General features: G+C 66.5%; 12 protein-coding genes. 5 read left to right on the top strand and 7 right to left on the bottom strand.

The features are described 5' to 3' along the window. Positions 1-133: 133 nt before the first annotated feature. From aroG to V7778_RS22160, 4 genes are all read right to left on the bottom strand, one after another. Positions 134-1,192: a 3-deoxy-7-phosphoheptulonate synthase AroG gene (gene aroG / locus V7778_RS22175; RefSeq protein WP_335559259.1), complete on the bottom strand. Its 1,059-nt coding sequence runs from the start codon at positions 1,190-1,192 to the stop codon at positions 134-136. A 422-nt stretch (positions 1,193-1,614) separates the two neighbouring features. Continuing rightward, positions 1,615-3,075, bottom strand: coding sequence for a metalloprotease TldD (gene tldD / locus V7778_RS22170; protein WP_211519270.1), 1,461 nt, complete (start codon positions 3,073-3,075; stop codon positions 1,615-1,617). Positions 3,076-3,241: 166 nt separating this feature from the next. Then, entirely contained in the window at positions 3,242-4,039 is a 798-nt protein-coding gene (locus V7778_RS22165; RefSeq protein ID WP_335559257.1) for a carbon-nitrogen hydrolase family protein, read from the bottom strand. A gap of 1 nt (position 4,040) precedes the next feature. Continuing rightward, complete coding sequence (locus V7778_RS22160) at positions 4,041-8,207, bottom strand: YhdP family protein (RefSeq protein WP_335559255.1); 4,167 nt, start codon at positions 8,205-8,207, stop codon at positions 4,041-4,043. A 216-nt stretch (positions 8,208-8,423) separates the two neighbouring features. On the opposite strand from V7778_RS22160, the gene glnE reads away from it, so the two are divergent. The 4 genes from glnE (at position 8,424) to V7778_RS22140 (ending at position 15,918) form a co-directional block, all read left to right on the top strand. Next, positions 8,424-11,174, top strand: a complete 2,751-nt coding sequence (gene glnE / locus V7778_RS22155; RefSeq protein ID WP_335559254.1) for a bifunctional [glutamate--ammonia ligase]-adenylyl-L-tyrosine phosphorylase/[glutamate--ammonia-ligase] adenylyltransferase — start codon at positions 8,424-8,426, stop codon at positions 11,172-11,174. Positions 11,175-11,675: 501 nt separating this feature from the next. Next, the gene (locus V7778_RS22150; protein WP_335559252.1) at positions 11,676-14,576 is read left to right on the top strand and encodes a TonB-dependent receptor domain-containing protein; all 2,901 of its coding nucleotides are present in this window, start codon (positions 11,676-11,678) and stop codon (positions 14,574-14,576) included. A gap of 164 nt (positions 14,577-14,740) precedes the next feature. Next, positions 14,741-15,508, top strand: a complete 768-nt coding sequence (map, locus tag V7778_RS22145) for a type I methionyl aminopeptidase (RefSeq protein ID WP_335559250.1) — start codon at positions 14,741-14,743, stop codon at positions 15,506-15,508. A gap of 275 nt (positions 15,509-15,783) precedes the next feature. Then, positions 15,784-15,918, top strand: a complete 135-nt coding sequence (locus V7778_RS22140; RefSeq protein ID WP_335559248.1) for a hypothetical protein — start codon at positions 15,784-15,786, stop codon at positions 15,916-15,918. 196 nt (positions 15,919-16,114) lie between these two features. Here V7778_RS22140 and V7778_RS22135 read toward each other — a convergent pair whose 3' ends face one another. From V7778_RS22135 to tkt, 3 genes are all read right to left on the bottom strand, one after another. Then, on the bottom strand, positions 16,115-17,068 hold the full coding sequence (locus V7778_RS22135; protein ID WP_335559247.1) for an IS1595 family transposase: 954 nt from the start codon (positions 17,066-17,068) through the stop codon (positions 16,115-16,117). A 401-nt stretch (positions 17,069-17,469) separates the two neighbouring features. Further along, positions 17,470-18,480, bottom strand: coding sequence for a type I glyceraldehyde-3-phosphate dehydrogenase (gene gap, locus V7778_RS22130; RefSeq protein WP_335559245.1), 1,011 nt, complete (start codon positions 18,478-18,480; stop codon positions 17,470-17,472). A 93-nt stretch (positions 18,481-18,573) separates the two neighbouring features. Beyond that, positions 18,574-20,571, bottom strand: a complete 1,998-nt coding sequence (tkt, locus tag V7778_RS22125) for a transketolase (RefSeq protein WP_335559244.1) — start codon at positions 20,569-20,571, stop codon at positions 18,574-18,576. A gap of 124 nt (positions 20,572-20,695) precedes the next feature. Here tkt and V7778_RS22120 point away from each other — a divergent pair, with 124 nt between their 5' ends. Continuing rightward, complete coding sequence (locus V7778_RS22120; protein ID WP_335559242.1) at positions 20,696-21,427, top strand: 16S rRNA (uracil(1498)-N(3))-methyltransferase; 732 nt, start codon at positions 20,696-20,698, stop codon at positions 21,425-21,427. Positions 21,428-21,481 lie beyond the last annotated feature (54 nt).

Genomic DNA, 21,481 nt, shown 5'->3' with positions numbered 1-21,481 from the left:
GAGTCATTGCCTCCGGTGGAGGGAATGACGTGCTTGCGTACGTGTCCGAGGTCGATAGCGTGATCGTCCAGCTTCCTATACCAACGTCATCCCCGCGGAGGCGGGGACCCAGGTTCGCAGCGCAGCGTCAGCTTCACTCCTGCCGTACCCTCCGCTGCCGCACCGCCCCCGCCAGCCCCTCCAGCACGCCCACGCTGGTCTCCCAGTCGATGCAGCCATCCGTCACCGACTGCCCGTAGGCCAGCTCCTGCCCCGGCACCAGGTCCTGCCTGCCGCCCACCAGGTGCGACTCGATCATCACGCCCACGATGCGGTCGTCGCCGGCCGCGATCTGGCGGCCGATGTCGGCGCACACCGGCACCTGGTTCTGCGGGTTCTTGCTGCTGTTGGCGTGCGAGGCGTCGATCATCAGGCGCCCGGCCAGGCCGTTGGCCGCCAGCTGCTTGCAGGCGTCTTCCACGCTGGCCGCGTCGTAGTTAGGCGCCTTGCCGCCGCGCAGGATGATGTGGCAGTCCTCGTTGCCCGCGGTCGACACGATCGCCGAGTGGCCGCCCTTGGTCACCGACAGGAAGTGGTGCGGCTGCGAGGCCGCCTTGATCGCGTCGGCCGCGATCTTGATGTTGCCGTCGGTGCCGTTCTTGAAGCCGACCGGACAGGACAGGCCGGACGCCAGCTCGCGGTGCACCTGCGACTCGGTGGTGCGGGCCCCGATCGCGCCCCAGGAAATCAGGTCGGCGATGTACTGCGGGCTGATCACGTCCAGGAACTCGGTGCCGGCCGGCAGGCCCATCTCGTTGACGTCGCGCAGCAGCTCGCGCGCCATGCGCAGGCCATCGTTGATACGGAAGCTGTTGTCCATGTAAGGGTCGTTGATCATGCCCTTCCAGCCGACCGTGGTGCGCGGCTTCTCGAAATAGACGCGCATCACGATCTCGAGCTCGCCGGCGAAGCGGCGGCGCTGCTCGACCAGGCGGCGCGCATACTCGAGCGCGGCCTTCGGATCGTGGATCGAACAAGGGCCGACCACGACCATCAGGCGGTCATCCTGGCCATGCAGGATGCGGTGCAGCGCAATCCGCGCATTCGCGGCGGTCTGCTCGGCCGCCGGACCGACCGGGAACTCGCGGATCAGGTGCGAGGGCGGCGTCAGTTCCTTCATTTCGCGGATGCGTAAGTCGTCGGTGCGAGGCATGCTGTACTCCGTTTCGTCTGTCTGGGCTGGAAATAAAAAAACCGCCATCACTGGCGGTTTGTCTGGATTTGCTGGGACCTGTTCGTTGTCGCGTGAACCTGCCGCTACTCCACCGCCGTTGGGCTGGAATGGCTAAAGTAAAAATAGCAGGTAAAGAAAACGTTCTGGCGCATACGAGTCGGTCCGGTTGGTCGACTGACTATAACAACAAGCTGTGAAGATTGGCAAGGCTTTTGTCGGCCGATTCACGCTTGTACAGACAACAATCATGCCCGTCGCGTGGACGGCTCCGCTCGCGCGCCGAATGATCTGGCGGCAAACGATCACCGCGTGGGCGTTCGTAATCCAGGCCACTGGCCTGAATTACCCGGCCCACCCTAAGATCCATGCCGCGAAGACGGCAAGGCCCGGCGAAGGAAGGATCAGGCCGTGCCGCCCACCGTCACGCCATCGATGCGCAGGGTCGGCTGGCCCACGCCCACGGGCACGCTCTGGCCTTCCTTGCCGCACACGCCGACGCCGGTGTCCAGCTTCATGTCATTGCCGATCATCGAGATGCGGTTCATCACGTCCGGGCCGTTGCCGATCAGGGTGGCGCCCTTGACCGGATAGCTGATCTTGCCGTTCTCGATCATGTAGGCCTCGCTGGCCGAGAACACGAACTTGCCGTTGGTGATGTCGACCTGGCCGCCGCCGAAGTTGACCGCGTACAGGCCGTTCTTGACCGATTCCAGGATCTCCTGCGGGTCCTTGTCGCCGGCCAGCATGTAGGTATTGGTCATGCGCGGCATCGGCAGGTGGGCGAAGGACTCGCGGCGCGCGTTGCCGGTGACCGGCATCTTCATCAGGCGCGCGTTCATCGTGTCCTGGATGTAGCCCTTCAGGATGCCGTCCTCGATCAGGGTCGTGCACTGGGTCGGGTTGCCTTCGTCGTCCATGTTGAGCGAGCCGCGGCGGTCCTTGATGGTGCCGTCGTCGACCACGGTCACGCCCTTGGCGGCGACGCGCTGGCCGATCATGCCGGCATACGAGGACGAGCCCTTGCGGTTGAAGTCGCCTTCCAGGCCGTGGCCGACCGCTTCGTGCAGCAGCACGCCGGGCCAGCCCGGTCCCAGCACGATGGTCATCGGACCGGCCGGCGCAGGGCGCGCCTCCAGGTTGACGCAGGCCGACTTGACCGCCTCGGTGGCGTAGAAGTCGAGGATCTCGTCGGTGAAGTAGCCGTAGTCGTAGCGCCCGCCGCCGCCGGAGGAGCCGACTTCGCGGCGGCCGTCCTGCTCGGCGATCACCGTCAGCGACACGCGCACCAGGGGGCGGATGTCGGCGGCCAGCACGCCGTCGCTGCGCACCACCAGCACCACGTCGTATTCGGCGGCCAGGCCGGCCATCACCTGCACCACGCGCGGGTCCTTGGCGCGCGCCATTTTCTCGACGCGTTCCAGCAGGCGCACCTTCTCGGTGGCGTCGAGCGAGGCCAGCGGATCATGCGGCAGGTAGAGCGAACGGCCGCCGGTCGGGCGGGTCGCGCCCGCGATCTTCACGCGGCCGGCGCCGGCGCGCGCGATGGTGCGGGTGGCGCTGGCCGCGTCCAGCAGCGCGCGCTCGGAGATTTCGTCGGAATAGGAAAACGCGGTCTTGTCGCCCGAGATGGCGCGCACGCCGACGCCCTGGTCGATCGAGAAGCTGCCGGTCTTGACGATGCCCTCTTCCAGGCTCCAGCCTTCGCTCTTCGTGAACTGGAAATACAGGTCCGCGTAGTCCACCTTGTGCGTGAACATCGTACCTAGCGCGCGCAGCAGCTTGCCCTCGTCGAGGCCGAAGGGCGTCAACAGCACGTCGCGGGCGACGGCGATGGAGGAAAGGTTCGGTTCGAATGGAGTCATTTTGCGTTCGGTCTCTCGGTTGGAATGGGCATTGTGCCATATCCGGCTGCATCGTACCGGACGCAAGACATGGCGGCGCGGCGACGAATGCAGCAACCCGGCGGCCGGCGACGAACGAAAAAAAGCCCACGCTCGGTGGGCTTGCGGAAAATCATGAATCAAGCTGTTACATCTTGCGATGCTTCAACGCCGGCAAGCTCTCGCGCACCCCCGCCAGGAAGGCCGGATCCAGCGCCCCGCACACCACGCCCTCGCCTTCCGGCAACACTGCTTTTACTTCGCCCCAGGGGTCGATCAGCATGCTGTGCCCGAAGGTGCGGCGGCCGTTGTCGTGCAGGCCGCCCTGGGCCGCCGCCAGCACGTAGCACTGGTTCTCGATAGCGCGCGCGCGCAGCAGCACTTCCCAGTGCGCGCGGCCGGTGGTGTGGGTGAAGGCGGCCGGCACCACGATCAGGGCGCACTCGCCCATGGCGCGGAACAGTTCCGGGAAGCGCAGGTCGTAGCAGATCGACAGGCCGACCCGTCCGAACGGCGCCTCGAAGGCGCCGATGGTCTCGCCCGGCACGATGGTGCGCGCCTCGTCGTAGGATTCGCTGCCCTTGTTGAAGCCGAACAGGTGGATCTTGTCGTAGCGGCTCACGGCCTGGCCCTGCGGATCGTAGACCAGGGTGGTGTTCAGCACCTTGCCGTCCTGCGGCGACACCAGCGGCAGGGTGCCGCCGATCAGCCAGATGCCGTGCTCGCGCGCCAGCCCTGCCATGCAATCCTGGATCGGGCCGTGGCCCGGCTGCTCGGCGTGCGCCACCTTGTCCGTATCGCTCATGCCCATGATCGGCCAGTACTCCGGCAGCGCCACCAGGCTGGCTCCCTCGGCGGCGGCCTCGCCCACCAGGCGGCGCACGGTGGCCAGGTTGTCGCCGACCCGGGGAGTGGACACCATTTGCACTGCGGCGATTTTCGTCATCTCAATCCTTTTTTGCGGTGGGGCGCGCAGCGGCCGCGGCAGCGGCGGCCGCGGGCGGCGGGTTGTCGAGCTTGGTGATGGTCGGGGACTTCCACGGTCCCGTGACCTGCATCTGGTAAGTGAGCGCCTTCATCACCGGCGCGCGCAGGAAGAGCTGGGCCAGGAAGCCGCCCAGGCCGATCACCGGGTTCACCGCCAGGCCATACACCAGCGGGCCGGTGCCCAGGTTGAATTCGGGGATCACGACTACCCGCAGGTTGGTCGATTCGTTGGCGATGTCGGCGGTGCCGTCCATCAGCACGGTGGCGGCCACGCCATGCATCTTGAGGTTGTCGGTGCGCAGCACGCCGCGCTGGATCATGGCGTTGGCGCTGATGCCGTCGAAGGCCAGGCCCTCCGAGAACACGTCGTGGAAATCGAGCTTGAGCAGGCGCGGCAGGGCCTGCAGGCTGAGTACGCCCAGCAGCTTGGCGGCGCCCGGGTCCTGCTTCAGGAACTGCCCGGACTCCACGTTCATCTCGATCTGGCCCGACAGGCTCGGAATGTCCATCGCATACGGCAAGCCCGACCAGGAAATGTCGCCGGACATCTTGCCCTTGCCGCGGCGCAGGGTTTCCGGGAAGCCCAGGCGGTCCAGCAAACGCCCGGCGTCATCGATGTCGAGCGCGAAGTTGAGGCTGGTATTGCTCTTGCCGTCCTTGGTCAGCCAGCGTCCGTTGGCCTTGAGCTGGCCGTCCGGATTCTCGATGCCCAGGCGCTCGATGCGCCATTCGCGTCCGGCCAGGGCTTGCACATTGCTGGCCTGCAGTTCCAGCCGGCCCAGGCGCTTGTCGAACAATTCGAAATGCTCGGCCACGATGTCGAGCGAGGGGATGGTGGCGCTGGCGCCCCGGTTCGATTCGAGCAGGTCCTTGACCTCGGCCTCGGCCGAAGGCGGGATCACGAGCGAAGCCAGGCGCGCGGTGACCTTGCCCACGCCGCTGGAAGCGTCGGCCCAGGTCAGGTAGCCGATCGCCTGGCGCGCATGGATGCTGGCCTGCCAGGTGTCGCGCAGGTGGGTGACGCCGGCCACCACGTCGACCAGCTTGCGCTCGCCGACCGTCATTTCCGACACCCGTCCGGACAGGTAGGACGGCAGGATGTACTGGGCCACGCCACCGCCGCCGGCGCCCGCCCCGCCCGCCGGACCATCCTCGCCGGCGATCGCGCGCCCGGCCGCGATCCACTGGTCGACGTTGAGCGTCTTCATGTTCACGTTGAGCATCAGTCCGCTGTCCGGTTCCGGCGCGGGCACGTTGACGCCGATGCCGCCGCGCGTCACCAGCCAGGGGCCGCGCCCCTGCTTTTCACGCAGGTAGCGCGCCGCCAGGCCCTGGCCCAGGCCGACGCGGATCTCGTCGCGGCCCACGCCGGCCACGGACGGTTCTCCGGCCAGGCTGACATGCAGCGGCAGGCTGTCGGCCTGCGGCTTGTTGAGCGGCGCCGGCAGTTCCACGCCCAGGCCCGCCAGGCTGGAATCGACCGTCACGGTGCGGCGGCCGTCCTTGACCACCACCGCGCCGGTGTAGCGCGTACTGCCCGACAGCCGCTGGGCCAGGCGCGCCAGTTCCGGCATCGGCGCGGTGCGGCGCATGCCCTCGGCCGACAGGGTGCCGCCGAAGCGGATCGCGATGCTGCCGTCGCGCTGGGTGCCGCCCGCCACGCCCAGCGGAGCGCCCAGGAAGCTGGCGCCCACGCCGTTCAGGCTGACGCCGCGTTCGAAGAAATCGATCCGGCCCAGGGCCGCCTGGAGCGGCGGCAGCTCCGGGAACAGGCTGACGTCGTTCCCCAGCAGTTGCAGGCTGCCCTGGACCTTGGTGTCCGGCAGGTGGTGCAGCGGCATGCGCAGCTTCAGGCCAAGGCGCGCATTGCCGCTCCCGCGCGTCTCTTCGGTGAAGTGGCCGATCCAGTCCAGCACCGGGGTCACGGACACATAGCGCAGGAATTCCTGCAGCGGACCGGCGGCCATGCCGTCGATCTCGAGCATCATCTGCTCGTGCGCGCCGAGGTCGGGAATCACGGCCTTCACTTTCGACAGCGCCACGCCCAGGGTGCGCAGGGTGTCGGCGCGGATCTCCATGCGCGCGCGGTCGAATTCGATGCGGCCGTTGATCTGCTCGGCCAGCGGCCACAGCGGCGCGCCGTCCGGATGGCGGTGCCCGGGGGCATATTCCAGGCGCGCGTTTTCCAGGCGGCCGCCAATATGGAATTCGCCGCGCGCGCGCTCGGCCAGGTTGTTGGCGCGGAAGGGGAAGTCGGCCAGGTCGCCGCGCAGGCGCAGGCTGGCGTCGCGCAGGCGTCCGCCCTGCAGCGCGCCGGTCAGCCAGTGGCTCAGGCTCTCGGGGGTGGCCAGGGGCAGGAAGCGTCCCACCTGGCCGATCTCGAAGCCGTCGAGCTTGCCCGTGAAGTCGGCATTCCCGGGACCGTGGCCGGGCGCGAGCGGCAGCAGGTGGCGCCCCGACAGCTTGGCGCCCAGCGCCCCCTGCTGGAATTCGAGGTTCTCGAGCTCGACCAGCAACTGGCGCCCCGGCTCGTAGTTCCAGCGCCCCTTGAGCAGCAGGCGGTCGAAGGCCATGCTGGGCTCGGCGAACCAGGCCGGCATGTGCAGCGCCGTCTTGCTGGCGTCCAGGTCAATCGAACCGCCGCGCTCGGTGGCGTCGATGCTGCCGCTGAGATTATCGAAACCGGGCAGCGCCGCGCGCGCCGCCACCGCCGCCACGCCGGGGCGGGCCGGCTGGGCGGGGCGCGCCGGCTGGGGATTCAGGCCCAGGCCTTCGACCTCGCCGCGGATACGGTAGCCGCTCACGTTCGGCAAGCGCCCTTCCCACTCGGCGGTGACGTCGACCAGGCGGCCGCGCGGCGCGTAGTCGGCCAGCAGCTGGCGCTGCAAGGGGGTGATCGGCATCGACTGGGCCAGCACGGCCAGTGCGCCCAGGTCCAGGTGGCGGGCGCTCAGGCTGCCCTGCTCGGGACGGCCGGGGCGCGCCGGACGCCAGCTTTCCTCCAGGGTGGCGGGCGGCAGCGCGCGGCCGTCGCGCGTGACCACCGCCAGGTTTTCCAGACTCACCGTGTGGCCGTGGGCGCCGAAGGTCGGCTTGCCGTCTTCCTTCCCCGCGATCATTTCTTCGCGCGCCGACAGGCGTCCGCTCACGCGCGCCAGTTCGAGCGGCGCCGCGTCCTTGCCCAGGCGCGCGGCGACCCCGGCCAGGGCCAGGTCGGCGGTGAAGCCGGCCAGGCGCGCCTGGTCGACGCTGAGCCAGGCGCGCAGCGAGCCGCGGCCGCGGGTCAGCTGGACCGGGTAGTCGATGTGGCGCTTCCAGGCCGCCAGGTCGGCGTCCCGCAGCTCAGCGTACAGTTCGCCTTTCCAGCGGGTGATGTCGGAGGGACGCGCGCCGAAGCGGTGGCGGAACTGGGCGCGCAGCTCGATCGGCCGGCCCAGGGCGGCGGGCGGGGTCGCGCGCAGGGCCGCATGGTGGGTGCCCCAGCGGTTCAGCAGGGCGAAGGTGACGCCGTCCAGGCGCAGCGTCGCGCGTCCGCGCAGCTCGTCGGTCCAGTCCACGCGCCCGCCGCGGATGACGATCTCGCGCTGGCGGAACAGCCAGTCGGCCCCGCCCTTGTCCCCGCTCTTCGGGTCCAGGCGCACGCCGGCCACCTCGAACACGCCGTCGCGCCCGCGGCGCACGCTCAGCGCGGGATTGCGGATCTCGAGCTGCTCCAGGCGCGGCTCGAAGGCGGCCACGGTCCACCACGACAGGGTGGCCGAGACGCCGGGCAGCGCCAGCGCCTGGCGCCCGGCACGGTCGTGCAGGCGCACGTCGCTCAAGGCCAGGGCCGGGCGCAAGCCCTTCCACGACGCGTCGATGGCGGCGATCGTCACCCGGCCGCCGAGGGCGCGGCTGGCGGCGCGCTCGATGTCGCCCTTGTACATGTCGATGTTGGGCAGCACCGCGTAGCGCAGCACCAGGAACAGCAGGGCGAGGGAAAAGTAAACCAGCAGGAACAGCTTGATGGCGAAGCCGAGCACGTGGTGCGAAGCCAGGTTGGCGACCCGATAGGCGGCGCGCAGCCGCCGCCAGCGCACGGCAAGCGGCAGGTGCGCAGGCGCGGCCTGCGGTTCCTGGTTGTCCATCAAAGTGCTCAACAAAAGGCTCGCCGTGAGGAAGTGCGGCAGGCCGCGGCCTTGCGCCCGCGTCCTGCCGCCGCTTCCGAATTAATTCTTTAGTAACAGATCGCTTGCAACAGTCGCGGCGTCTACCTTACCATCATGCTGACCCCAGGCAGCATGGCGGGCCATTCTACCGCATCGCACCGCCTGCCGGAACGCAACACTTTCTCGGATGGACTGATGAACCCTGCTTCTCCGGCGTGCGCGTCGCGCTTCTTCCAACGCTGGCTCGATGCCGCCCCCGTCCGGGCCGCGCAACTGGCCGAGCTGACCCGATTATCGCTGGCCGAGGCGGATTTCCGCGCCCTGTTGGCGCGCGAGCTGGCCGCCGGCCTGCCGCCGGAACGCGCCATGCGCCGGGTGCGCAACCTGCTCGTGTGCGCCATCATCGAACGCGACCTCGACGGGCGCGCCGAGCTCGACGAAGTGGTGACCGCCATGACGGCCTTCGCCGACTTCGCCATCCGCTTCCACGCCGAGGCCCTGCACGCCGAGCTGGTGGCGGCCCATGGCGAACCGGTCGGCGAAGACTCCGGGCGCCCGCAGCAGATGATGGTGCTGGCCATGGGCAAGCAGGGCGGCGGCGAGCTGAACGTGTCCTCGGACATCGACCTGATCTTCGTCTACCCGGAAGACGGCGAGACCGCGGCCGGTCCCGGCCAGCGCCAGCTGTCGAACCATGAATTCTTCGTCCGCCTCGGCAAGCGCCTGATCGCCGCCCTGTCCGAGGTGATCGAGGACGGCTTCACCTTCCGGGTCGACATGGCGCTGCGCCCGAACGGCAAGTCCGGGCCGCTGGCGGCCAGCCTGGCCATGGTCGAGGAATACCTGATCGTCCAGGGCCGCGAGTGGGAACGCTATGCCTGGGTCAAGGCGCGCGCCGTCACCGGCCTGCCCGAGGACATCGCGGCGCTGGACGCGATCGTGCGTCCCTTCGTGTTCCGCCGCTACCTGGACTTCGGCGTGATCGACGCGATCCGCAACATGCACGCCCAGATCCGGGCCGAGGTCAAGCGCCAGGAGCGCCTGCATCCCGAGCGCAGCCACAACGTCAAGCTGGGACGCGGCGGAATCCGCGAGATCGAGTTCCTGGCCCAGGTGTTCCAGCTGATCCGCGGCGGACGCGACCCGGCGCTGCGCGAGCGCTCGACCCGGGCCACCCTGCGCCTGCTGGCCGAGCGCGCGCTGCTGCCGCCGGACACGGTCGAGCAGCTGCTGGGCGCCTACACCTTCCTGCGCCGGCTGGAGCACCGCCTGCAGTACCTGGAAGACGCCCAGACCCATACCTTGCCGGTGAGCGAAACCGACCGCCAGCTAGTCGCGCGCATGATGGGCCTGCCGGACGAAGCCACCCTGCTGGCGCGCATGGAGGAGCAGCGCGCCTTCGTGGCCGCCCAGTTCGACGCGATCTTCGCCGACAAGAGCGAAAAGGGCGAAGGCGCCGATCCGGACGCGCCGGCGCTGGCCGACGACCCGGAAAACCGCGAAGCCCTGGGCGCGCGCCTGGCCCAGCTGGGCTTCGACGACGCGGAAGGCGCCGCCGCGCGCGTGGTGGCTACCCTGCAGGGCCCGCGCCTGGCCAGTCTGCCCGACGCCAGCCGCCTGCGCCTCCTGACCCTGCTCGACGCCGCCCTGCCCCAGATCGCCACCGTGGTGCGCGAGGCCGGCGTCGGCAGGCACGCCGCCACCCTGGGCCGCCTGCTCGATTTCTTCGAGGCCATCGCGCGCCGCTCGGCCTACCTGTCGCTGCTGACCGAATATCCGCACACGCTGGAGCGCGTGATCCGCATGATCAACGCCAGCGGCTGGGCGGCGACCTTCCTGACCCAGCATCCGATCCTGCTCGACGAGCTGCTCGACGACCGCAACAACGGCGCCGAGGACCTGCCCCAGCTGGCCGCCGGCCTCGAGCAGCAGCTGACCGAGGCCCAGGGCGACACCGAGCGCCAGCTCGATATCCTGCGCGAGGCCCACCACGCCCAACTGTTCCGGCTGCTGGCCCTGGACCTGGCGGGCGAGCTCTCGGTCGAGCGCCTGGCCGACCACCTGTCGGCCCTGGCCGACACCATCGTCGGCGCCGCCATCCGGCATGCCTGGCGCACGGTCGCCACCCGCCACCGCGAGGAGCCGCGCTTCGCCGTCATCGCCTACGGCAAGCTGGGCGGCAAGGAACTGGGCTATGTCTCCGACCTCGACGTGATCTTCCTGTTCGAGGACGAGGACCAGGACGCGCCCATGAACTACGCCAAGCTGGCCCAGCGCTTCATCACCTGGATGACGGCCCACACCGCGGCCGGCATCCTGTTCGACGTCGACATCGCGCTGCGCCCGGACGGCGCCAGCGGCATGCTGGTATCCTCGGTGACGGCCTTCGAGCGCTACCAGGACAATGCGGCCTGGCTGTGGGAACACCAGGCCCTGACCCGCGCGCGCTTCTGCGCCGGCGACGCCGCCATCGGCGCCCGTTTCGAAGCGATCCGCGAGCAGGTGCTGCGCAAGGACCGCAGCGGCCGCGAGGCCGAGCTCAAGCAGGAGGTGACGGACATGCGCCGCCGCATGCGCGGCGCCAACCTCAACCACGGCGAACTGTTCGACCTGAAGCAGGATCCTGGCGGGATGATCGACATCGAGTTCATCGTCCAGTACCTGGTACTACGCCACGCCAGCACCTATCCGCAACTGACGGCAAATGCCGGCAACATCGCCCTACTCCACCGATGCGGCGAGCTCGGCCTGATCGATCCCAGCTTGGCGGCCCAGGTCGCCGATGCCTACCGCGCGATGCGCAAGCTGCAGCACCAGGTTCGTCTGCAGGGACAGGATAAGGCCCGGGTCGAGCCTGTCCTGGTAGGCCAGCACCCCACCAGCGTCTTGCGGCTTTGGCAAGCCTGCTTCCCTGAAACGGCCACGCCGGGCACGGCCGCGTATTGACGCCAGCGGGCCGGTTTTTGCGCCGTTCGCGGCGCCGGCCCCATCTTTTCTTTGGTCCATTATGCTGCTATGCAGCATTTAATTGCGACACGAGCAGTACATATTTCCAAATAGAAACTATTGCTACCAGGTAAATCTGGTCTGTTTTGTTGCGAACCGGTCAACAGCTCCAGTTCATCGTCACGACGTTCTTCTAAGCAATTTTATTGCCAACAAAGCGTGTTTCGCGCAAGCCAATCCCGTGTTTATTCTTTAGAACGACAATTGACCATATGGTCAATATTTTGCCGTGCGTCAATTGGTATTTACGCATTTCTGCAACACATCCATATCTGTACAACATATGCATTGACAGTGCACAAGCCCGAATGTTTTTATTGCTGGCTTGAAAATACGCCGTACCAAAAGTTGGCGTTTGTTTCAGCGAGTCGCTTGACGACATTTCCGGCGGCAGTGCTGATTTTCAGTGCCGCTGCGCTTTCACCCTAGGAGTTTTGCAACATGATGGAAACACTCTTGTCCCGCTCGATCCGCGCGATCTGCCTGGGCGGCATGACCCTCGGCATGCACGCCGCCGTCGCTCAAGAAGCGGCCCAGCCGATGCAGCGCGTCGAAGTTACCGGTTCCCGTATCCGCCAGGTCGACCTGGAAACGGCTCAGCCGATCCAGATCATGAGCCAGGAACAGATCCAGCGTACCGGCCTGGTCACCGTCGGCGACATCCTGAACAACCTGTCTTCGGCAGGTTCGCCTGACTTCAGCCGCAGCGGCTCGCTGACCTCGAACGCCGAAGCCGGCGGCCAGTACGTCAGCCTGCGCAACCTGGGCTCGAACCGCCTGCTGGTCCTGGTGGACGGCAAGCGCTGGACCCAGACCGTGGATGGCTACACCGACCTGTCGACCATCCCGTCGTCGATGATCGAACGCATGGAAATCCTGAAGGACGGCGCTTCGTCGATCTACGGTTCCGACGCGATCGCAGGCGTGATCAACATCATCCTGAAGAAGAACATGCAGGGCGGCCAGCTGTCCCTGTACACCGGCCAGAACGAAAAGAACGACGGCAAGAACAAGGACTTCTCGCTGAGCTACGGCGCAGGCGACGACAAGGCCTCGCTGATGATGGGCCTGTCGCACACCGAACAGGGCGTCGTGTGGCCGTCGACCCGCGCCATCACCTCGACCTCCTACGGTCCTGCTCACCCGTTCGACGGCCTGGGCGCATCGCCGTGGGGCCGCATCACCGCGGTGAACCCGGCAACCGGCGGCTCGCTGACCAGCGCAGCAGCTGGCGGCTTCAACCGCATCCTGAACCATACCGGCACCTATGACGGCATCGGCGTCGGCGCCAACTCGCGCGACCCGAACAGCTACCACACCTACGCCGGCGCACCGGAAGACAAGTACAACGCAAGCCAGGACATGCACCTGCTGTCGCCGAACAAGCTCGACACGCTGTTCGTCAAGGGTGAAATCGCGCTGCCGAAAGACATGCGCCTGAAGACCACCGCGATGTACTCGCAGCGCCAGGCCATCTCGCAGATCGCCGGCTACCCGCTGTCGTCGACCTCGCAGGCGAACTACCCGGTCTACGTCGACAAGGACAGCTACTTCAACCCGTACGGCAACCAGGTTGCCGGCGCGGGCGCCGGCCAGGACCTGTTCTTCCAGCGCCGCACCATCGAACTGCCACGCATTACCGAGAACGAGAACCGCACCCTGCACCTGGATGCGACCCTCGAAGGCGAGTTCTCGTTCCGTAACCTGGCCTGGAACTGGAGCGCTGGCTACAACCACAACCGTGTTTCGGGCTCGCAGTCCGGCACCGGCAACATCAACCTGCTGAACCTGAAGAAGGCCCTGGGCCCGTCCTTCATGAACGCAGCAGGCCAAGTGCAGTGCGGCACCCCGGACGATCCGATCGGCCTGTCCTCGTGCGTCCCGTTCAACATCCTGGGCGGCCCGTCGGCCTCGACCCCGGAAGCCCTGGCTTACGTCAACTCGATCGACCAGAAGGCCTACGGCGCGACCATCAACAGCGCGACCGCCGACATCGCCGGCGAACTGTTCCAGCTGCCGGCCGGCGCGCTCGGCCTGGCGGTCGGTCTCGAACACCGCGAAGTCAAGGGTCACGAAGTTCCTGGCCAGTTCGAACAGTCGGGCCTCTCGACCAACCTGTCCGGCATGCCGACCTACGGCCGCTACACGGTGCGCGAAGCCTACGCCGAGCTGAACGTCCCGGTCCTGAAGGCCCAGCCGTTCGCTGAACTGCTGAGCTTCAACCTGGCAACCCGCCACTCGGACTACAGCAACTTCGGCGTGACCAACAACAGCAAGGCCAGCTTCATGTACAAGCCGGTCAAGGACCTGCTGTTCCGCGGCACCTGGGCTGAAGGCTTCCGCGCACCGACCCTGGGCGACACCTTCGGTGGCGGCGGCCAGTCGTTCGACACCTTCCTGGATCCGTGCGACACCGTCTTCGGCGAAGCCAAGAGCGATCCGGCCGTCCTGGCGCGTTGCGTCGCGGCAGGCACCACTCCGACCTACCGCCAGCTGATGCAGGCAGGCACCCCGATCACCAGCACCAACGGCACCCAGGCCCTGGTGGCCTTCAATGCCGGCGCCGGTAACCGCTTCCTGCAGCCGGAAACCGCAGTCACCAAGACCGCCGGCTTCGTGTACAGCCCGTCGTTCCTGACCAACTTCAGCGTTGGCCTGGACTGGTACAACATCACGATCAAGAACCGCATCACCGCGATCAGCGCGACCTACGTGGCCAACGAGTGCTACATCGAAGGCAGCGCGAACTTCTGCAGCGTGATCAAGCGTGACCCGGTCACCGGCCAGATCACCACCCTGTCGCGCGGCAACGCCAACCTGGGCGAGATGGAAACCGAAGGCCTGGACCTGGCGATCAACTACCGCCTGCCGCGTACCGCCTACGGTCAGTTCAGCGTGCGTAACGAAACCTCGTACGTCGACAAGTTCCGCACCCGCAGCGGCGCCGATTCGGACTGGAACGAGTACGTTGGCGAGTACTTCTACAACCGCGTGAAGTCGAACACCAACCTGGATTGGGCACTGGGCAACTGGAGCGCCACCTGGGGCTTCCGTTACTACAGCCCGGTCAAGGACCAGTGCTGGGATTCGGAAACCGAGTGCAACATGCCTGAGCGCGAGTCGAGCTGGGGTACCGGCGCGAACAAGCTGGGTTCGGTTACCATCCATGACATGAGCGTCGGCTACAAGACCTCGTGGAACGGCCGTATCCTGTTCGGTATCAACAACATCTTCGACAAGAAGCCGCGTATTGTGTACGAAACCCAGGCTGACGCTTCCTCCGTGGATGCCGACCTGTCGCTGGACCGCTTCTTCTACGTCCGCTACAACCAGTCGTTCTGATCGGACAAGCCCGCAAGGGCTTGCCTGAAGCTCGACCGAATGCCCGCCAGGTTCGCCTGGCGGGCATTTTTTCATGGCGGCGCGCCCTGCTCGTCCACGCGCCGCGCCCGGACGCGGTATCATGGCGCTTTGCCGGCCGCGCGCCGGCGCTCTTTTTTGCAGCAATGACCATCAAACTCAAGAACGACAAGGATCTGGCCAAGATGCGCGTGGCCGGCCGCCTGGCAGCCGAAGTGCTGGAAATGATCGGCGAATACGTGAAGCCGGGCGTCTCGACCGAGGAACTCGACCGGCGCTGCAACGACTACATCCGCAAGGTCCAGAAGGCCACGCCGGCCAATGTCGGCTATCACGGCTTTCCCAAGACCCTGTGCACCTCGATCAACGGCGTGGTCTGCCACGGCATCCCGAGCGAGAAGGACGTACTCAAGGATGGCGACATCATCAATATCGACGTCACCGTGATCAAGGACGGCTGGCACGGCGACACCAGCCGCATGTATTTCGCCGGGTCGCCTTCGCCGGAAGCGAGGAAGCTGGTCGACACCACCTTCGACGCGATGATGGCGGGGATTCGCGCGGTGCGCCCGGGCGCGCGCCTGGGCGACGTCGGCCACGCGATCCAGAAGCTGGCGGAGGCCGCGGGCTATTCGGTGGTGCGCGACTACTGCGGCCATGGCATCGGCCGTGTCTACCACGAGGAGCCGCAGGTGCTTCACTACGGCCGTCCCAACACCGGCCTGCTGCTCAAGGAAGGCATGACCTTCACGATCGAGCCGATGATCAACCTCGGCGGCGCCGACGTCAGCCAGCTTGACGACGGCTGGACCGTGATCACCGCCGACGGGTCGCTGTCGGCCCAATGGGAGCACATGATCGCGGTGACCAGGAACGGCGCCGAAATCCTTACCCCCTGGCCCGCCAAGCGCTGATCCTGGCGCCGCGCGGCCGGTGTCGATCGCGCAGCGCCAGGCAATACATTGTCAATACGCGATAATCCCTTGGGTTTTTCTTTATCCGTTTTTATGGGGAAGTAAATACTGTTTTGCTTCCCGTTTTATTCGCCCTGGATTAAATGACGGGTCCAACCCTTTTTGCCGGCATTCTTCATTGCGTGGAAAAAATCGTTTTGTTATATTGGTTTCGCTCACTGCACAGTTTCAGCTGGCAGCGAAGCAAGCAATTTCAACTTAATGAGGTTTGAAAAATGATCGACCTGAACGAGCAAGAAATCGACTATATCTCCGGCGGCGTGGACGTTGAAGGCTATCCTTCGAGCGATCCTAATGAAGGCGACCCGCTGAAAAAGCCAGGTCCTTACAACGCCTACTACGCAATGTAATCGGCGGTCATGACCCTGCCAGCCGGCTGCGGCATGTGGGGTCTTTTTCGTGCATTCAACCGCGTTCCACAACGATCCGCAGCAGCGCCATCCGCTGCACCGCCTTTGACATCCGCACTGCCCTGGCCGGCCCTGCAATCTCTTCCCCGTATTCACCTCGAAACCGCCGAGACCGATCCGATTGGCGCTGTGCCCGTTACGTGTTGAAGACGCCGATCGCACAGCGCAGAAATCGCTCTGGCGTGGCGATGCGCGCCCCGTCCAGCGCCCATTGCCAGCCCAGGTAATTCGGCAGGTAGCGCGAAGCGACGCCATGAAAGCGCGCCAGCCATTGCCGGAAGCGCCGGTGGTAAGCATTCACGTTTTGCACGTGGACGGCTCCACGGACGCGCTCGCCGGCGCGCAAGTTGACGAACTCATGGGAAATGCCGGCTTCGCGCGTAAAGCAGCGGTACGCGGGATGCCCATCGGTGACCAGCAGGACATCGGGATCGAGCACGGGCAACAGGTGCCGGTGCAACTGATCCCTAGTGAGGGCGCCGCGTCCGGTGATGAAGTCGTGGGTGCCGCCGGTGCGGTCGCGTGCGACCAGCACGCACACGTGCTCGCGGGAGATGCCGCGGGTTGCAGCCACGCCGCCCCGGCGCCGCGCCGGCCGGTCGAGCTTGCGCGAGCCCTTCTGCGACTCCAACAGGAAGAGCTCGTCGGCCTCGGCAATGCCTGCCAGCCGCTCCGGGCGGTCGTGTTTGACGAGCGCAAGAAAGCGGTGGCGCCAGCGGAAGCTGGTGTTGCGGTGCACCTCGAGCGCCTTGGCGCTGGTCCGTACGCTCTTGGCATCGAGCATATTGCCGAGGTAGCCGAGCCACTTGGCGCGGTGGCGTAGCCGCGACAAGGGGGTGCCGCTCAGGGCCGTGAAGGTCCTGCCGCAGGCACGGCAACGGTAACGCTGCAGTCCCCGGCTGTGACCGTGCCGATAGGAACGCCGCGCCTGACATGAAGGACAGCAAGGATCCGGCGCCGCGCATGCAATCGCCTCGCACACCTGGTCCAACCCGACCGCCGGCCGCAAGGCATCCATCAGTTGGAGACGCTGGCGCCTGGTCAGTAGGGAAAGCTGCCGCAGCCACCTGCCAAAGCGTTTCGTTTCCATCGCTGCTCTACTGGTCTGTGAGAATGCGATTTGGACTCCGACAAAGCTCGACAGTTCAAATTCAACACACAGCGGTGACAGCGCCATCCGATTTAATACCGTCCCGGACCTGCCATTCTTTTTCCTGCGGCGATAATAAAACGCTTGATAAACACGTCCCCGGTATTCTGGAGCGAGTCGGCGTACTCGTGCACATATATTCCGGCTCGGCATTCCGCTTTAATAGCGGAACGAGGCGCGAATAGATTCACCCCGCCCATACAACCAAGCAAGCCGAACCGGGCGGTTCACTTCCACTGCGCGGCGACCGCGCCGGCTTGTGCAATTCAAACGACAACGGCCCGGTGCTTGCGGCGACCGGGCCGTTCGAGCCTTGCATCAGCGCCGCAAGGCGCAGGGGATTACTTCGCGTTCATCAGCGCGACGGTGGTGTCGAGCATGCGGTTCGAGAAGCCCCACTCGTTGTCGTACCACGACGAGACCTTCACCAGGCGGCCCGAGACCTTGGTCAGGGTGGCGTCGAAGTTCGACGATGCCGGGTTGTGGTTGAAGTCCACCGAGACCAGCGGGTCGGTGTTGTAGGTCAGGATGCCTTTCAGGGCGCCTTCCGAAGCCGACTTCATCAGGGCGTTGACTTCCTCGACGGTGGTGTCGCGCTTGGCGATGAAGGACAGGTCGACGATCGACACGTTGATGGTCGGCACGCGGATCGCGAAGCCGTCCAGCTTGCCGTTCAGCTCAGGCAGCACCAGGCCGACCGCGGCGGCGGCGCCGGTCTTGGTCGGGATCATCGACTGGGTGGCCGAACGGGCGCGGCGCAGGTCTTCGTGCATCACGTCGGTCAGCACCTGGTCGTTGGTGTAGGCGTGCACGGTGGTCATCAGGCCGGTTTCCAGGCCGATGGCGTCGTGCAGGGGCTTGACCAGCGGGGCCAGGCAGTTGGTGGTGCAGGAAGCGTTCGAGATGACGGTATCCGAGCTCTTGAGCACGTCCTGGTTCACGCCAAACACGATGGTGGCGTCGACGTCCTTGCCGCCCGGGGCCGAGATGATGACCTTCTTGGCGCCGCCCTTCAGGTGGGCCGAAGCCTTTTCCTTGGTGGTGAAGAAGCCGGTGCACTCCAGGACCACGTCCACGCCCAGCTCGCCCCATGGGATTTCGGCCGGGTTACGCTGCGCGAACACGCGGATCTTGTCGCCGTTGACGATCATGTTGTCGCCTTCGACCGTGACGGTGCCCGGGAACTTGCCGTGGGCGGTGTCGTAGCGGGTCAGGTGGGCGTTCGACTCGGCGTTGCCGAGGTCGTTGATCGCCACGATCTGGATGTCTTGCTTCTTGCCGCCTTCGTAGAACGCGCGCAGGATGTTGCGGCCGATACGGCCATAACCGTTGATTGCTACCTTGATCGTCATGCTTTGCTCCTGATTAGAAAAAAACTTTTTTCACAACGCACATGCTGGTCTGCATTCAAAACGGGGCCGCCCGCAGGCAGCCCCTTGAAACCTTTAGGCTACGATTACAGCCTTGGCCTTGGCGACCACGTTCTCGACGGTGAAGCCGAAGTGCTTGAACAGCACCGGCGCCGGCGCCGATTCGCCGAAGGTGTCGATGCCGACCACGGCGCCTTCCAGGCCCACGTACTTGTACCAGAAGTCGGTCACGCCGGCTTCGATCGCGACACGTGGAATCCCGCGCGGCAGGACACTTGCTTTGTAGTCCGCATTCTGGCGCTCGAACACGTCGGTCGACGGCATCGAGACCACGCGTGCGGCAACGCCCTCGCCCGTCAGCGCATCGGCTGCCTTCATCGCCAGCTCGACTTCCGAACCGGTGGCGATCAGGATCACCTTCGCATCGGCGGCGTCGCGCAGCACGTAGCCGCCCTTGGCCACGTTGGCGATGGCGGCCGCGTCACGCTCCATGAACGGCAGGTTCTGGCGCGAGAAGATCAGGGTCGACGGGCCGTCCTTGCGCTGGACCGCGGCGCCCCAGGCCACCTGCGATTCGACGGTATCGCACGGACGCCAGTTGTCCAGGTTCGGGATCAGGCGCAGCGACGAGACGTGCTCGATCGACTGGTGGGTCGGGCCGTCTTCGCCCAGGCCGATCGAGTCGTGGGTGAACACGAACAGCGAACGGATCTTCATCAGCGCGGCCATGCGCAGCGCGTTGCGGCTGTAGTCCGAGAAGGTCAGGAAGGTCGCGCCGAACGGGATGAAGCCGCCGTGCAGGGCGACGCCGTTCTGGATCGCGGCCATGCCGAATTCGCGCACGCCGTAGTTGATGTGGTTGCCCGGGATGCCCGAGCGCACCGCCACCGATTCCTTCCAGTTGGTCAGGTTCGAGCCGGTCAGGTCGGCCGAGCCGCCCAGGAATTCCGGCAGGGTCGAGGCCAGCGCCTGGATCGCGTTCTGCGAGGCCTTGCGGGTGGCGATGGTTTCCTTCTTCTCGACGCAGGCGGCGACGGCGGCGTCCAGCACCTCGTTGAAGTTGCCCGGCAGTTCGCCCTTCATGCGGCGCTCGAATTCGGCGGCCAGCTGCGGGTGGGCTTCGCGGTAGGCGGCGAAGCAGGCGTTCCATGCGCCTTCAGCTTCGGCGCCGCGCTGTTTCGCGTCCCAGGCTTCGTAGATCTCGCCCGGGATGTCGAAGGGGATCGGATCCCACAGCAGGTGCTGGCGCACGGCCGCGATTTCCTTGTCGCCCAGCGGGGCGCCGTGGACCTTGTCGCCGCCTTCCAGGTTCGGGGCGCCCTTGCCGATGATGGTCTTGCAGCAGATCAGGGTCGGACGGTCCGATTGCTTGGCCTGCTCGATGGCGGCGGATACCGCGGCGACGTTGTGGCCGTCGACCTTCGGGATCACGTTCCAGCCGTAGGCCTCGAAACGCTTCTGGGTGTCGTCGGTGAACCAGCCTTCGACGCGGCCGTCGATCGAGATGCCGTTGTCGTCGTACAGCCAGATCAGCTTGTTCAGGCGCAGGGTGCCGGCCAGCGAGGCCACTTCGTGCGAGATGCCTTCCATCAGGCAGCCGTCGCCCAGGAAGGCGTAGGTGTAGTGATCGACCACCTCGTAGCCCGGACGGTTGAATTCATAGCCCAGCAGCCACTCGGCCAGCGCCATGCCGACCGAGTTCGCGATGCCCTGGCCGAGCGGGCCGGTGGTGGTTTCCACGCCCGGGGTGATGCCCACTTCCGGGTGGCCCGCGGTCTTCGAGTGCAGCTGGCGGAAGTCGCGCAGGTCGTCCATGCTCAGGTCGTAGCCGGCCAGGTGCAGCATCGCATAGTGCAGCATCGAGCCATGGCCGTTCGAGAGCAGGAAGCGGTCGCGGTTGAACCAGCCCGGATTGGCCGGGTTGTGGCGGTAATGCTTGTCCCACAGCGCGACGCCGATCTCGGCCATGCCCATCGGCATGCCCGGGTGGCCCGAATTGGCTTTCTGGACGGCGTCCATCGCCAGCGCGCGGATCGCGTTGGCCATCAGGGTGGTGGTTTGCGTAGATTTCATGAATTAACGATGCTGGATCAGGGAATGGGGAAAGCGGTGGCGCGCTGGCCGTAGCCCGTTATTCTACCAGACAGAGGTGCTGCCGAATTAAAATGCAGTTTGTTCAATTCCACACAGCCACCGCATGCCCCGCTTCCACGTTTCCCAGCCGCTCGCCCCCGGCGCCACCGTCGACCTGCCCGAGGCCGTCGCCCACCACCTGCACGTCGTGCGCCAGCAGCCGGGCGCCGCCCTCACCCTGTTCAACGGCGAAGGCGGCCAGTACCGCGCCTCGCTGGCCGAGATCGGCAAGCGGCGCGCCAGCGCCCTGGTGGAAGCCTTCGAGGACGTCGAGGCCGAGGCGCCCTACCCCGTCACCCTGGCCCAGGGCCTGCCCGAGGGGTCGAAGATGGACTGGATCGTCGAGAAGGCGGTGGAGCTGGGCGTGGCGGGAATCCAGCCGCTGGCGGCCCAGCGCAGCGTGGTGCGCCTGTCGGGCGAGCGGGCCGAAAAACGCCAGGCCCATTGGCAGGGGGTGATCGTGGCCGCGTCCGAGCAGAGCGGCCGCAACCGCTTGGCCCGGCTGCACCCGCTGGCCGATGTCCAGCCCTGGCTGTCCAGCCCGGACGCGGGCGCCGGTCCCCGCATCCTGCTCAGCCCCCGCGCCACCCAGTCGCTGGCGGCCTGGGCCCGGGCAACGCCGGCGCAGGCCGTGACCCTGCTGGTCGGTCCCGAGGGCGGCTTCACACCGCAGGAGGAAGAAGCGGCGATCGCGGCCGGCGCCCTGTCGCTCTCGATGGGGCCGCGCGTGCTGCGCACCGAGACCGCCGGACTGGCGGCGCTGGCCATCCTGGCCGGGGCCTGGGGCGCGATCTAGGCGGCGTGCATATATATAGTAGGGTTGGCGGCTCTGCCGCCGACGCGTGATCGT

The organism is Massilia sp. DD77 (assembly GCF_036961685.1).
Taxonomy (GTDB): domain Bacteria; phylum Pseudomonadota; class Gammaproteobacteria; order Burkholderiales; family Burkholderiaceae_D; genus Telluria.
Note: the sequence above shows the minus strand (reverse complement) of the source record. Positions and strands in the feature narration are given on the sequence as shown.